The sequence below is a fragment of the Lactiplantibacillus plajomi genome, assembly GCF_005405405.1.
Taxonomy (GTDB): Bacteria; Bacillota; Bacilli; order Lactobacillales; family Lactobacillaceae; genus Lactiplantibacillus; species Lactiplantibacillus plajomi.
The window spans coordinates 61,976-75,994 of the sequence record NZ_BJDZ01000002.1; the positions used below are offsets into that span (position 1 = coordinate 61,976).

Below are 14,019 nucleotides of genomic sequence, written 5' to 3' on the forward strand. Positions count from 1 at the left end.
CAATTTAAAATTTTAATAATAAATTGGTGCTTTAAGTCAAAAATTAAATTCCTATGAGGAGTGGTAGTCATTGCAAACTCGGCGTTTGTCTGCTATTCTTTTCATTATTGATAAAATTGAGGAGCGAATTAATGTGAAAGTAATTAAATTTGGTGGCAGTTCCTTAGCCAGTAGTAGCCAGTTGCAAAAAGTCTTGGCAATCGTCGAGGCCGATGACCAGCGTAAGTACGTCATCGTGTCCGCACCAGGGAAACGCTTCGATGGCGATACTAAGGTCACCGATTTGCTGATCCAGTACGCTCGTCAAACGATTCATCATCAGGATACGACCGCGATCAGCACGGCGATTTGCGACCGCTACGCTGAAATCGGCCACGGCTTTAACGTGCCCGCAGCGCAGCTCGAACCGATTTTCGCTACCATTCGCGACTTACCGAAGCAGGAATATGCGGATAACAGCTACTTAATGGCCGCGTTTAAAGCCCACGGCGAACGCCTGAACGCCCAGTTAGTGGCCGCCGTTTTCCAACAATCCGGCTTAAACGCCCGCTACCTTGACCCGCACGATGCCGGGATGGTCGTCACCGACGTTCCCGATGACGCCCAAATTATTGACAGTAGTTACGACCGGCTCGCTAAGTGGGCCGACAGCGATCAGATTCTCGTGATTCCTGGATTCTTCGCTTATAACCGTAACGGTCAAATTTGCACTTTTTCGCGTGGTGGTTCGGACATCACTGGGGCCATTGTTGCCCGCGGGGTTCACGCCGAACGCTACGAAAACTTTACCGACGTTGACGCCATTTACGCGGTCAACCCGTCGTTGGTGCCACAACCGGCGGCCATCACCGAAATGACCTTCCGGGAAATGCGAGAACTTTCCTACGCCGGCTTTTCGGTCTTCCATGACGAGGCCCTAATTCCGGCAATTCAAGGGAACATCACGGTGAACGTTAAGAACACCAACCACCCTGAGGCTCCCGGGACGTTAATCAAGTCGACCCGCCAACCTAATCCGGACTACCCGGTCACCGGGATTGCCAGTTCTTCTAGCTTTTGCTCCCTGTACCTGCGTAAATACTTACTAAATAAAGAGGTCGGTTTAGGCCGTAAGATTTTAACGATTTTAGAAAATCATCACATCAGTTACGAACACATGCCGTCCGGGATCGACGACTTAACGATCATCTTTGACGAACACCAGCTCAATCCCGACCTGGAACAAACACTGATCGATGAAATCTCCGCGGCCATCCACCCGGATGAAATTCACTTTAACCACGACTACTCGATTTTAATGTTAGTCGGTGAAAACATGCGCAACCGCGTCGGCATCATGTCACGGGCCGCAACCGCGTTAGCTGACCACAACATTAAGTTGATCATGGTCAACCAAGGTGCCAGTGAAATCTCCATCATGTTTGGGATTCACGACCGCGATGCGGACCAGGCCGTCATCGCCCTGTATAACGAATTTTTTCAAACCGCAAAGTTAATGGCTGAAAACTAAATCGTCAAAAATGGCTGTCAGAATAACATCTTCTGACAGCCATTTTTTATCGGTCAAATTATTAGTTAATGACCTTTTGATCACCAAACCACTTCTTGTTAATCTTATCGAGGGTCCCGTTAGCCTTTAACGTTTGGATGCCCTTATCGATTTTCCGCTTCATGGTCTTATCACCCTTACGCATCCCGACCGCGAAATCTTCGGACGGGAAGTTACCGACCGTTTCGGTATAGTCCGACGAGTTACTTTCGTGCTTAATGTAGTAGTTGGCGTAAACACTGTCGATGAGTAGCCCCTGAATCCGACCGGCATTTAAGTCGAGGAAGGCGTTGGTAAAAGTATCGTATTGGACCGGCGTCTTCTTGGCAATTTTATTTTTCAAAATCTTGGGGTTATCGATCAGTGACTGGTACCCCGATGATCCGGATTGGGCCCCCAGCGTTTTACCGGTCATGTCGTCAAATGAATTGATTTTATTCTTCTTTAACGAAACTAAAATTTGTTGATTTTTTAAATACGGCTTGCTGAAGGCCACGACTTTCGCCCGTTGCGGGTTCTTAGTGTAGCCATTCCAAATCAAGTCGATCGTTCCGTTACGCAATTCGGTCGCGTTCATCGACCAGTCGATCGTTTGAAAACTGATCTTAATGCCGTAAAGTTTGAAAACGGCGCGCGCCAGGTCAATATCGTAGCCGACCAATTTACCGGATTTTTCGCGGAATCCCATGGGTACGAAACTATCGTCTAAGCCAACGACGACCGTCCCGCGTTTCTTAATTTTCGACCAAGTATCCTGGGTATCGGCTTTCTGGGTGACGTTTTGACCACAGCCACTCAGGGTGGTCGTCAGGCCCATCAGCATCACGAAGATGAGTCCTAATGAAATGAGTCGTTTTCTAATTTTCAATCGCCGCACCCCCTACTTGCTCTTATTCGGTTCAACGTGGAACATTTCGTCCGCAATATTTTCCGCAAACGTCAAATCGTGGGTCACGACAATTTGCGTCATGCCGTCCGCCTTCAAGCCCAAAATCAGCTTTTCAACTTCTTGACGGAGGTTCGGGTCAAGTGCCGACGTCGGTTCGTCATAGCACAAGATGTTCGGCTTCATTGCCAAGGCGCGGGCGATGGCGACCCGTTGCTTTTGACCACCGGATAACTCGTACGGGTACTGGTCAGCGTGATCCGCTAAGGCTAAGCGGGTCAGTAGCGTGGTGGCGTCCTGCTTGGCTTCCGCCGCGGACTTTTTCAGCACCAGCGTTGGCGCTAAGGTAATGTTTTCCATCACCGTTAAGTTCGGGAAAAGTTCGAAACCTTGGAAGACCACCCCGATAACACTTTCATTCGTGCGGTTAGTGTACGGTTCAAAGGGCTGACCGTCAATGAAGAACTGGCCGCCGTTGACCTTTTCCAAACCGGTGATGCAGCGTAGTAACGTCGTTTTTCCGGCACCGGAAGGCCCCACGATGCTTAGGATTTCCCCGTCCTTAACGGTTAAATTTAAATTATTGATAATCGTTTTGTCGCCAAAGCGTTTGGTAATATTTTTAAGTTCTAACATAGTGTGACCTCCCTATTTCCAATAACTATAGTGTTTCTCGATCCGGCCGAGAATGAACGTCGTCACGGCGGTCAACAGTAAGTAGATGACGCCGACCAACACTAACGGAATCAACGTGACGTCACGGGCCGTGGCCACGTTACCAGCTCGTAACAGGTCCCCTAAGCCGATGACGTAAACTAACGATGAATCCTTAACTAAGTTGATAACTTCGTTCCCGACTGACGGCAACACGATTTTGATCACTTGCGGAATCACGATTTTACGAATCGTTTGCCCGTAGCTCAACCGTAACACCCGCGCGCTTTCGTACTGCCCGTTGTCAATTGATTGTAACCCGCCACGGAAGATTTCGGCAAAGTAAGCGGCGTAGTTCAAAATAAAGGCGAACAACGCGGCGTAGTAACGGGGGAAGACGATACCGATTAACGGTAAGCCGTAGAACACGAAAATTAATTGTAGTAGTAACGGCGTGCCCCGCATCAACCAAACGTAAAAGTGGAGTAACCACTGTAACGGTTTAATGTTGGAAATTAGACCTAACCCCACGACTAACCCCAACGGTAGCGACCCGATCAACGTCCAAATAAAAATCTTCAGCGTCATTCCGGCGCCGGAAACTAATGATGGCAAAATTTCTAAAATATAGTGCATGTGCGTTCCCTCCTAGTTTTGAGCAACAAAAAAGTCCCCTTGAGAAAAATCTCAAGAGGACGTCTACGCGCGGTGCCACCTCACTTCGCAGCAACTTCACAGTTACTGCCTCAGGGAGTTTAGTGATAAAAAAAATCGTCCTTAGGCCTACAGCCTAAGAGGACGATTTCATCGCGGTACCACCTCATGTTCATCAATGGCTCACACCATTGAACTCAACGAGTTTATCACTAAACTCCGCCGCTAACGAGGCCAACCGAAACGGCTTACTCACTTTCAGCCGTTCAACTCGCAGATGTGGTTCACTAACGCTAAGGATCGTCTTTCCACCACCGACGACTCGCTGGACAGCTTAACGTTAACTACTCTTCTGTTCCTTGTTTTTTAATGTTGTTCTCATAATAATCGAATTCTTCGTCACCGTCAAGCCCTTTTTACTTTTTGTGATGAAAAATTCCGGTGATTCGGGCCCAAACGCCGGGTTTCTGAACTTCTAAGTTCATTAACGGTACCGTTTCACCCAACAACCGCCGGGCAATGTTGCGGTAGCCTTGTGACGCCGCGTTCTTCGGGTCCAACACGATTGGTTCACCGTTGTTCGAAGTCCGAATGACGGCATCGTCATCGAAGACGATCCCCAACAAGTCAATTGACAAGTGGTGGGTAATTTCATCGATGTCCATGGTTTCACCGTCCTGCATCATCCGCCGGCGAATCCGGTTGATCACTAACTTAGGTGCTTCGGCCAGCGGGTACTGTTCAAGTAGTCCCACCACGCGGTCAGCATCGCGAATCGCCGAAATTTCCGGCGTTGATACGATAATGGCGGCATCGGCCCCCGCAATCGCGTTCATGAAGCCCTGTTCGATCCCCGCGGGGCAGTCTAACAAGACGTAGTCAAAGTCGGGCTTTAATTCTTCCACTAACGCCCGGACTTGGTCCGGTTGCAGTGAATCTTTGTCGGCATTTTGCGCTGCCGGTAACAGGAACAATAAGTCGTCAAAGCGCTTGTCCTTGACTAGTGCTTGCCGTAATTGCGCCCGCCCACGCGTCACGTCCACAATATCGTACAGGATACGGTTATCCAAGCCCAAGATGACGTCTAAGTTACGTAAACCGATATCTAAATCGACTAAACAAACCTTTTTCCCCATTAGGGCCAACGCCGTTCCTAAATTGGCCGTGGTGGTTGTTTTACCAACACCACCCTTGCCAGAAGTGATGACAATTGCTTTTCCCATCAAATATGTCCTCCATTCCGAGTAAATAACTTCGGTCGTACCCGTTTTAACTGATTCAAGGGCTGGAAGTCTAACGCCTGAATATCATTAATATACACCACGTTAGTCCCAGCCACCGTTTTGTCGGGATCCACAAGTTCTAACAATTCACCGACCCGCACCCGCGGGACCGTGGCTAAAGCACTGACAATAACAGCGTCATTATGATCCGGATAGCCAGCTTCCAAAATACCAGCAACTTCGCCCATCACAAAAATACTACCGGTTGCGCGCAAAACGCCGCCCTCGTGAATTTTGCCGAAAAAGAGCACGTCACCCGTAATGGAAACGACCTGGCCGTTCCGGATAATTTGATTAACTAAGTGGACCGTACTGCGTTCGATCATCGCCACCGCGTCCGCGGCCAAAATGACGTCCGCAGCCAGCTTATGAATGCTGAACAGCGGATAGCGCTGGACCAACTGGGTCACCCGTTGCGTCTGTTCCGCCGTCAACAGGCGACTCTGCGTATCCATATCAAAGGAAATGCGCTTATCAGTCGTATTATCCGCTTGGAGTCGGTCCAGCAAAGTTTTTAAATCAACCATAATGGTCTCGAAACTAGCCGCCTGTCGAAAGACCAGTTCGTAACCGTCGTTGCTTGCTTTTAATACCACACTTTGCTGCATGTTAGAATTCCTTTCTGCCAACTAATTGACGCTGAAGTATAATCGCCGGACCGGGTAGTATAAAATAACGAAGATTGCCAAGTTCAACGCAATCGTTGGTCCCAGCGTGTAAACGGCGAAATCCGCTAACCCACTGTTGACCACGTCACATAATGAATACCAGGTATAAGCGAAGGCTTCAACGATTGTCAAATTAATAATATACACCATCAGGAGGGTCAAAAAGTTCAAATCCAACCACGGCTTAACTTGCCGGCAAAGGTAGACGATCAACGGTAAACTGATCAGGTAAACCCCGATAATTCCAGTGTAGTACCAGTCAAAGACTAAACCGACAAACGCCGCCCAAATTCCAGTCGCCAAGTCGTCACGGTCATCCAAGAAGACGGCGAAGACTAACCATAGTAGAACCAAGTGTAACACGCTGGTATATGGGTAGGTGAACAGCCGCCCCGCAAAAACGTTCGACAACGAGCCGTCAAGAAACAGGGCCACGAATAACCCGATTGGAAAAATGATTTTTAAACGTGAGTATCGCACCGTTGCGCCCCCTTACTGTTCGGCAACCGTCACGACCGTCAAATCGCTTAGGTCCGCCGCGGGTGTAATTTCAACTTCGGAAGCCAGACCGTAATCGTCGGTCTTAATGGCGGCGACCGTCCCCACGTAAAGGCCCTTCGGAATCGTGCCGCCCAAACCAGACGTCACGACCTTGTCACCCTTCTTAACCTTAACGTTTGAAGTCACCGACCCCATTTCTAACTGATTACTGCCCTTATCGTAGCCAGAAATGATACCGTTGACCGTCTTACCCGCCTTGTTCGTAATTTGAATGGCAAAGCGGTTGGCCGTTGAACTCGTACTGGAGATCAATTCAACCTTTGCGTTCGTTTGGTTAACTTCCACGATGCGGCCAATCAAGCCGGACTGCGACATCACCGGCATATTCTTCTTGATGCCGGCCGTCGCCCCCTTCGAAATCACGATTTGATTCATCCAGGAAGACGGGGTCCGGGTCAAGACGTTAGCCGTCACGCTCGTATAGTCCGACAAGGAATCGTTTAATTTTAATTCCTTACGCAGCTGCTTATTTTCCGCACTCATCGTTTGGGCGTTGACCTTCGCTTGGGCTAACTGATCAACTTGTTTCTTTAACTTCTTATTCTCTTGGTAAGTATTCAGTAGATCTGAAACCGAATTGGTGGCACTTTGTAAGCCGTTCGTCGGCCAAGCCACGACCCGGTCCACCGCCCCCGCCACGTCATTTCCAAATTGCTGGATGAGTGGTGGCGTTGACTTACGATCCCGAATCGCTACCGAGACACTGACCAAACCAAAACTGATGATTAAAACCACGATCGTAATAACCAGTTTTCGGTTAGAAAAAAACTTTTGCATAATGGACCCCCGGTCGAAAATTCAAAGTTTCAACAATAAATAAGCGGGAAGTCATCTTCCCGCTCACCTGTTATCGCTTTTTCATAACATCGATGCTTTTAAGTGATTCACCGGTTCCGACCGCAACGCAATCGAGCGGTTCGTTGGCGATGAACACGGGAACTTTCGTTTCGTCCGCAATCACTTCGGAAAGGTTCTTCAAAAGCGCCCCGCCACCGGTCAACACGATCCCGTGATCGATAACGTCGGCAGCGATTTCTGGGGAAGTTTCTTCCAAGGTTTCCTTAATCGCTGAAATGACTTCGGCCACAATTTCTTGAATGGCTTCGGCCACGTCCACGGCTGAGATTTCAACCGTCTTCGGTAACCCTGAAAGTAAGTCGCGTCCGCGAATCGTTGAACTTTCAATGTCTTTTGCCGCTTCCACTGAAGCTGAACCAACGTCGATCTTCAATTGTTCCGCGGTTCGTTCCCCAATCAGCAAGTTAAACTTCTGGCGAACGTGGTAAATAATCGAATCGTCGATTTTGTCACCGGCCATCCGAATTGAACGGCTCGAGACGATCCCACCCAGTGAAATCGTCGCAACGTCGGTGGTCCCACCACCAATGTCAACGACCATGCTCCCGGTTGGATCCATAACGGGCAACCCGGCACCGATGGCCGCTGCAAATGGTTCTTCAATGACGTAGGCGTCACGCGCACCGGCTACCCGGGTTGCATCAATGACGGCCCGCTTTTCAACTTCGGTCACACCACTAGGTACGCAAACCATCACGTACGGCTTGCCGTTTGACCGGCCTAATGTCTTCTGAATAAAATACTTCATCATCGCAACGGTGGTATCGTAGTCGGCGATGACCCCGTCTTTCATTGGGCGGATTGCCACAATGCTTGCTGGTGTACGTCCAATCATATCGCGAGCGTCTGAACCAACCGATACGATTTCACCAGTCTTCGTGTTCTTCGCAACCACGGATGGTTCTCGTAATACGATGCCCTTGCCATCAACGTAAACTATCGTGTTGGCCGTACCGAGATCGATCCCGATATTCTTTGTCCCAAATCCGAACACTACATTCATCCCTTCATTAAATACAAATTTATTTTTTTATTTAGTCATAATAGTAAGTATTATAGCATAATCGCCCAGCATAAAAAATCTGCTTGACCCCTAGCATACCGTAATTTGTTAAAAAATACAGTCCCACTATTCAACTTAGATAAAATTTAACAAAAAACGCGGTTCGGACAGATGAACATCCGTCCTAACCCCGTTATTTTACCACATTCTACTCAGAATCCGTATTACAATTTATTAAGCCCTGCTCCGCAAAGCTAAAGTAATCGTTTGCACCGATAACAAAACTATCTAACAAAGGAATCCCCACGATTTCACCGGCCATTTGCAGGCGCTTGGTGAAGGCCACGTCCTTCTTGCTAGGCGTCACGTCGCCGCTCGGATGGTTATGGGCAATCACGATTCGGGCGGTTGCCGTACTGAGTGCGTCCTGTAAGATCTCGCGCGGGTGGGCCGGGCAACTATTGAGGGTCCCCTGGAAAACGACTCGCCGGCGAATGATCTGGTTCTTGGTGTCTAAGCACAGCAATAATAACCGTTCCTGCTCAAACGTGGCAAAGTCGTTGGCCAACCCGGTCCCAATCTGTTCACTACCATAGATTTGCCCCAGCACGATTCGGGAACGGTGCGGTAGTAACTGGCCGCACCGCAGGGCAATCAGCAACCCGTTCCAAAGCGGATCCTTGGCGCTTTGATCTAACCAGCGGTGCGCCTCACCGGGCGGAAAGGCCCGTTCAAACGCCTGGGCCGCCGCTTGGACCGCGTCTTTTGCCAGAAAGGTCGCAAAGTATTGTTCAGTCAATTCATGAATCCGGGTCATCGGCAAGTTTTGTTCGGATAAACACGTCATTTTAACCACCCCTTCAGCTAATAATTGCGTAAACGGGGTGGCGCGCCATTTTATTTTTCCGCTTTAAAGTACGCCCGCACCTCGGAGATGAAGTACAGTGAGCCGGTCAATAACAGTACGTCCTCACTCGACATTTCATTCGTCGCTTGGAGTAACGCTTCCTGCCAAGACCCAAATTGTTCCGCTTGCCGGCCCCGCGGTAGTTCGGTTTCGAGTTGCTGGGGGTCAGTCGCCGGCCGCTTGGTGTTAGGACCCGTGAACTGGGTTAATAATAACCGCACGTTGGGAAGTTGAGCTAACGTTTTGATCATTTGACCGTGTTGCTTATCCGCCAAGACCGCAAAGATGATGAACACCGTTTGTTGATTAAAGCGTTCCTGGATGGTCTTAGCTAACTCGGTCACCGCCGGTTCGTTGTGGGCACCGTCAATCATAATCAACGGTTCCGCGTTCAGCCGTTCGAAACGTCCCGGCCACTGAACGTTGGCTAGGGCCTGCTTAACGTCCCGGTTTTGGACCGGGACCTGGGTCTGCTGGTGCCAATCCAAGTAGGCTGCTAGCGCGACCGCCGCGTTAGCCACTTGGTAGTCGCCCAGCAACGGCGTCGTCAAATCCTTAAAATGGTGGCGCTCGTCGTCGTAATTAAAGCGTTCCTGCCAACCTTGGGGCGCTAATAACCGCGTCGCGAAGTCCCGTCCCAGGGTCCGCAATTCGGCGTGCTGGTCAGCCGCCGTTTTTACCATGACCGCTTGGGCTTCATCCGGTAAGTCACCAACCACGACCGGCACCCCGGGCTTAATAATACCGGCCTTTTGGGTCGCGATGGCGGTCAGGGTATTTCCCAATAACTGCATGTGGTCGTAGCCGATTGTCGTTATGACACTGACTTGCGGTGTCCAAACGTTGGTCGAGTCAAACAAGCCACCGAGTCCGACTTCAATCACCGCCACGTCAATGTCGGCGTAGGCAAAGTAGTAAAACATCATCGCCGTAATAATCTCAAATTCAGTTGGCCCGCCTTCCGGTAACAGCTTGTCGAGCTTGGCCACTACCGGCCGAACCACTGCCACTAACTCAACGAGCTCGTCGTCACTAATTGGTTGGCCGTCCACGCTGATGCGTTCATTGAACCGCACAATAAACGGCGAGGTAAAGGTGCCGACCGTCAGCCCATCCGCCATCAACAGCTCCCGCAGATCCGCCACCGTCGAACCCTTGCCGTTCGTCCCCGCCACGTGAATACCGTGAACTTGTAGCTGCGGATCGCCCAGTTCGGCTAAAAACCGCCGCATCCGGGTTAACGTTGGAATCTTCTTAAACTTGGTGCGGCCGTGGATAAACGCCAGGGCCGCTTCGTACGCCGTGCTCACCATCAATTCCTCCCTTTGCAAAAAGAAGCTGTGACCAACGTCACGGCTTCTTTTAAGTTTCCATCCAATAATCGTCAAAAGGTGCGCTAAAAGTCAGCTAGCACCGCGCAATGCCGTCGGGCCAACCATCCAAGCTAAGGCTGATTGACCTGACACCGTTAACGCTCACCAACGACGCGCCCTTGTGACTAAGCTTGTGCTTGAATATCAGCTAACCGTTGTTTCGTTGCGGCCAGCTTCGATTCGTTATCCGCTAACTTTTCCTTTTCGCTGTTAACGACCGCTTCCGGTGCGTTGGCAACGAAGCGTTCGTTACCTAGCTTCTTGGTAGCACGCGCGACTTCGCTTTCGAACTTCGCCCGTTCCTTTTCCAACTTCTTAACTTCGTCGTTCAAATCAACTAATTCGGCTAACGGAATGTAAACTTCCGCGTCGCTGATCACCTGGGTCATCGATAACTTCGGTGCGGTCACGTCCGCGCCAATCGACAAGGTCTTCGGGTGGGCGAACCGTTGAATGTAATCTTCGTTGGTCTTAAAGACCGTTTGCAACCGCTGGCTGTCGGTCTTGATCAGTAAGTCGACCGCTGACGACATCTTAGCGTTGGCTTCCGCCCGAATACTCCGAACGGCAGTGATCAATTCGATCAGTGACGCCATGTCGCTTTCAGCGGCGGCATCGTCAAATTCTGGGTGGTCGACTGGGTAGTCGGCAACGACCAGCGATTTTCCAACGTGTGGCATTGATAACCAAATCTTTTCGGTTACGAACGGCATGATTGGGTGCAATAAGCGTAAGGTTTGATCAAGAACGTACGCCAACACGTTTTGCGTGTTCTGCTTAGCGTGAGCGTCGTCGCCCGTCAAGATTTCCTTACTCATTTCAATGTACCAGTCACAGAAGTCGTTCCAGATAAAGTTATACAGGGCCCGACCAGCTTCACCGAAGTCAAACTTATCAAAGGTGGTAGTGACCTGCTTAACCGTTGCGTTCAAGCGGCTCAAAATCCACTTGTCAGCGAGCGTCCATTCCGACTTGGCAGGTAAGCTTGGTTGCGTCATTTCACCTAAGTTCATGATAACGTAGCGACTAGCGTTCCAAATCTTATTAATAAAGTTCCAGGCCGCGTCCATCTTCGTGTAACTGAAACGGACGTCTTGGCCGGCAGTTGAGCCGTTCGATAAGAACCACCGCAACGCGTCGGCCCCGTATTTTTGAATAACGTCCATCGGGTCAATCCCGTTGCCTAGGGACTTACTCATCTTGCGGCCCTGTTCGTCACGGATCAACCCGTGTAGTAGGACGTGCTTAAACGGCCGTTTACCGGTAAATTCAAGGCTTTGGAACATCATCCGTGATACCCAGAAGAAGATGATGTCGTAACCGGTGACCAACGTGTCGGTTGGGAAGTAGCGCTTAAAGTCGGCGGCGTCTTCGTCCGGCCAACCCATCGTTGAAAATGGCCACAGGGCGCTTGAGAACCAGGTATCCAAAACGTCCGGATCCTGTTCCCAATTTTCAATGTCCTTCGGTGGTTCAACGTCAACGTAAGTTTCGCCGGTCTTCTTGTTATACCAGGCTGGGATCTGATGGCCCCACCAGAGTTGCCGCGAAATGACCCAGTCGTGGACGTTTTCCATCCACTGGTTGAAGGTTTCTTCAAACCGTTCTGGGACGAAGTCAACCTTGCCGTCAGTTTGTTGATTCTTCAAAGCTTGTTCGGCGAGTGGCTTCATCTTGACGAACCACTGCGTTGACAAGCGGGCTTCAACTTGAACCCCGGTCCGTTCCGAATGACCAACACTGTGGACGATTGGGTCAATCTTGATCATCAAGTCCTGATCCTGCAAGTCCTTGACCATCGCTTTACGAGCAGCGAACCGGTCTAAGCCTTCGTACTTACCCGCGCGGGCGTTCATCGTCGCGTCTTCGTTCATCGTGTTGATGCGTTCCAAGTCGTGGCGGTTCCCAACCTTAAAGTCGTTCGGGTCGTGGGCCGGCGTAATCTTAACCATCCCGGTCCCGAATTCAGGGTCAACGTAGGCGTCGGCAATGATCGGAATCTCACGGTTAGCCAGCGGTAAAATCACCTTTTGGCCGACTAATTCCTTGTAACGGTCGTCGCTTGGATTAACGGCAACCGCGGTGTCACCCATCATAGTTTCCGGCCGGGTCGTTGCGATTTCAATGTAGTGCTGACCGTTAAACGTGAAGTTCTTATCGGCGAACGGGTACTTAACGTGGTAGAAGGCCCCCTGGTCATCCTTATGAATCACTTCGATATCGGATAACGCGGTCCGCGCCTGTGGATCCCAGTTGATGATGTATTCGCCACGGTAAATCAAGCCCTTCTTGTAAAGGGTGACGAACACCTTCTTAACGGCGTCGGATAATCCTTTATCCATCGTGAACCGTTCGCGTGAGTAGTCGAGTGACAAGCCCAACTTTGCCCACTGTTGCTTAATGATCGACGCGTATTCGTCCTTCCAGTCCCAAACTTGTTGGATGAACTTTTCGCGGCCCAAATCGTAGCGACTGATGCCCTGTTCGCGTAGCTTGGCTTCAACTTTCGCCTGAGTAGCGATCCCGGCGTGGTCCATCCCGGGTAACCAGAGCGTATCAAAGCCCTGCATCCGTTTTTGACGAATGATAATATCTTGCAAGGTCGTGTCCCACGCGTGACCGAGGTGTAATTTCCCGGTAACGTTCGGTGGCGGTAACACGATTGAATACGGCTTAGCTTGCTTATCGCCCGAAGGCTTAAATAAATCTTGGTCTAACCAGGTTTGATAACGACCCTTTTCAACGGCGGTCGGGTCAAACTTAGTTGGCATATCAGTGGTTGGTTCTGACATATGGACACGTCCTTTCGGTGGCGATACAAAAAAGTCCACTCGTCCTAAGAGTTAGGACGAATGGACTTCGCGGTACCACCTAATTTTAAAGCTAGTACCGAAGTACCGCTTTACAACTTAAACATCATTGTTAACGAACGGTGTATCCCGTCCGGTCACCCCTACTGTCGTTCAAGGTGACAGCTCGCAAGCTACCTTCGCTTCAAGTGCGCCGAAAACTTTCCAGTCCCGTTTTCTTCCTGTGGACGCGGCTTGAAGCTACTCTCTTGCTCATTGCTGAATAGCCCTATTGTAATGAATTTACCTGGGCACGTCAATCATTATTCAAATTGTTTGAGGGCGTCCAGGGCCGCCACGTAGTTTGGTTCGTGGCTGAGGTCCGGCACGATTTCATGATAAACGACCTTACCGGCGGCGTCGACCACGTAAATCGCTCGCGTCAAGGTTCCGTTATTCGGTAAGTATAAGTTAGTGGCGTAGCCGAACGACAATTCCTCGTCAGAAACGACCGTTAAGTTCTTAACGCCTTCCTTAGCGCACCAGCCCGCTTGATCCGCCACCGAATTATTAGAAACGGCTAGGAACTGAACGTGCGGGTACTGGTCAGCTTGTTGGTTAAACTTGCGGGTTTGAATCGAGCAGACCCGCGTATCGATATCGGGCATCACGCTGATCAACACCGGTTTGCCCAGTAGGTCCTTGGTCTTCAACTTCTGATTATGGGTCGTGAATACCTTAAACTTCGGTAACGCGGCGCCATCTGTAAGTGGTTCACCAACTAAATCTAACTTCTGATCATGAAATAATACTTGCACAGCAAACACCCCTTCG

At 50.1% G+C, this 14,019-nt stretch carries 13 protein-coding genes and 2 other annotated features; of the genes, 1 reads left to right on the plus strand and 12 read right to left on the minus strand.

Annotated elements, in window-relative coordinates; all coding sequences use genetic code 11:
* Window positions 1-133 precede the first annotated feature (133 nt).
* Window positions 134-1,510, plus strand: coding sequence for an aspartate kinase (locus FFM82_RS01020; RefSeq protein WP_137644008.1), 1,377 nt, complete (start codon window positions 134-136; stop codon window positions 1,508-1,510).
* Between the two features lie 61 nt (window positions 1,511-1,571).
* Here FFM82_RS01020 and FFM82_RS01025 read toward each other — a convergent pair whose 3' ends face one another.
* The 12 genes from FFM82_RS01025 to FFM82_RS01080 form a co-directional block, all read right to left on the minus strand.
* Complete coding sequence (locus FFM82_RS01025; RefSeq protein WP_137644080.1) at window positions 1,572-2,411, minus strand: amino acid ABC transporter substrate-binding protein; 840 nt, start codon at window positions 2,409-2,411, stop codon at window positions 1,572-1,574.
* A gap of 18 nt (window positions 2,412-2,429) precedes the next feature.
* On the minus strand, window positions 2,430-3,071 hold the full coding sequence (locus FFM82_RS01030) for an amino acid ABC transporter ATP-binding protein (RefSeq protein WP_137644009.1): 642 nt from the start codon (window positions 3,069-3,071) through the stop codon (window positions 2,430-2,432).
* Window positions 3,072-3,083: 12 nt separating this feature from the next.
* A complete protein-coding gene (locus tag FFM82_RS01035) occupies window positions 3,084-3,725 on the minus strand; it encodes an amino acid ABC transporter permease (protein WP_137644010.1) in 642 nt (213 codons plus the stop codon).
* A gap of 155 nt (window positions 3,726-3,880) precedes the next feature.
* Window positions 3,881-4,112: a binding site (T-box leader), on the minus strand.
* Window positions 4,113-4,159: 47 nt separating this feature from the next.
* Window positions 4,160-4,966, minus strand: coding sequence for a septum site-determining protein MinD (gene minD, locus FFM82_RS01040; RefSeq protein ID WP_137644011.1), 807 nt, complete (start codon window positions 4,964-4,966; stop codon window positions 4,160-4,162).
* Window positions 4,966-5,634 carry a septum site-determining protein MinC gene (locus tag FFM82_RS01045; protein ID WP_137644012.1) on the minus strand — a complete coding sequence of 223 codons (669 nt, stop codon included), beginning with the start codon at window positions 5,632-5,634 and terminating at the stop codon, window positions 4,966-4,968. Before FFM82_RS01045 ends, minD begins: the two co-directional genes overlap by 1 nt.
* Before the next feature lie 21 nt (window positions 5,635-5,655).
* Window positions 5,656-6,174, minus strand: coding sequence for a rod shape-determining protein MreD (gene mreD / locus FFM82_RS01050; protein ID WP_137644013.1), 519 nt, complete (start codon window positions 6,172-6,174; stop codon window positions 5,656-5,658).
* 12 nt (window positions 6,175-6,186) lie between these two features.
* Window positions 6,187-7,032, minus strand: a complete 846-nt coding sequence (mreC, locus tag FFM82_RS01055; RefSeq protein ID WP_137644014.1) for a rod shape-determining protein MreC — start codon at window positions 7,030-7,032, stop codon at window positions 6,187-6,189.
* Between the two features lie 70 nt (window positions 7,033-7,102).
* Window positions 7,103-8,107 (minus strand): rod shape-determining protein, encoded by a 1,005-nt coding sequence (locus FFM82_RS01060; RefSeq protein ID WP_137644015.1) that lies wholly within the window; start codon window positions 8,105-8,107, stop codon window positions 7,103-7,105.
* Between the two features lie 217 nt (window positions 8,108-8,324).
* On the minus strand, window positions 8,325-8,963 hold the full coding sequence (locus tag FFM82_RS01065) for a JAB domain-containing protein (RefSeq protein ID WP_137644016.1): 639 nt from the start codon (window positions 8,961-8,963) through the stop codon (window positions 8,325-8,327).
* A gap of 50 nt (window positions 8,964-9,013) precedes the next feature.
* Window positions 9,014-10,336 carry a bifunctional folylpolyglutamate synthase/dihydrofolate synthase gene (locus FFM82_RS01070; RefSeq protein WP_137644017.1) on the minus strand — a complete coding sequence of 441 codons (1,323 nt, stop codon included), beginning with the start codon at window positions 10,334-10,336 and terminating at the stop codon, window positions 9,014-9,016.
* A 185-nt stretch (window positions 10,337-10,521) separates the two neighbouring features.
* Entirely contained in the window at window positions 10,522-13,188 is a 2,667-nt protein-coding gene (locus FFM82_RS01075; protein ID WP_137644018.1) for a valine--tRNA ligase, read from the minus strand.
* Between the two features lie 49 nt (window positions 13,189-13,237).
* Window positions 13,238-13,471: a binding site (T-box leader), on the minus strand.
* A 37-nt stretch (window positions 13,472-13,508) separates the two neighbouring features.
* Window positions 13,509-14,003: a peroxiredoxin gene (locus FFM82_RS01080; protein ID WP_137644019.1), complete on the minus strand. Its 495-nt coding sequence runs from the start codon at window positions 14,001-14,003 to the stop codon at window positions 13,509-13,511.
* Window positions 14,004-14,019 lie beyond the last annotated feature (16 nt).

Excerpts from the sequence above, each read along its gene's own strand:
- FFM82_RS01035 (WP_137644010.1), bottom strand. The coding sequence starts at position 3,725 with ATGCACTATATTTTAGAAATTTTGCCATCATTAGTTTCCGGCGCCGGA.
- FFM82_RS01075 (WP_137644018.1), bottom strand. The coding sequence starts at position 13,188 with ATGTCAGAACCAACCACTGATATGCCAACTAAGTTTGACCCGACCGCC.
- mreC (WP_137644014.1), bottom strand. The coding sequence starts at position 7,032 with ATGCAAAAGTTTTTTTCTAACCGAAAACTGGTTATTACGATCGTGGTT.
- minD (WP_137644011.1), bottom strand. The coding sequence starts at position 4,966 with ATGGGAAAAGCAATTGTCATCACTTCTGGCAAGGGTGGTGTTGGTAAA.
- FFM82_RS01070 (WP_137644017.1), bottom strand. The coding sequence starts at position 10,336 with ATGGTGAGCACGGCGTACGAAGCGGCCCTGGCGTTTATCCACGGCCGC.
- FFM82_RS01065 (WP_137644016.1), bottom strand. The coding sequence starts at position 8,963 with ATGACGTGTTTATCCGAACAAAACTTGCCGATGACCCGGATTCATGAA.
- FFM82_RS01045 (WP_137644012.1), bottom strand. The coding sequence starts at position 5,634 with ATGCAGCAAAGTGTGGTATTAAAAGCAAGCAACGACGGTTACGAACTG.
- FFM82_RS01030 (WP_137644009.1), bottom strand. The coding sequence starts at position 3,071 with ATGTTAGAACTTAAAAATATTACCAAACGCTTTGGCGACAAAACGATT.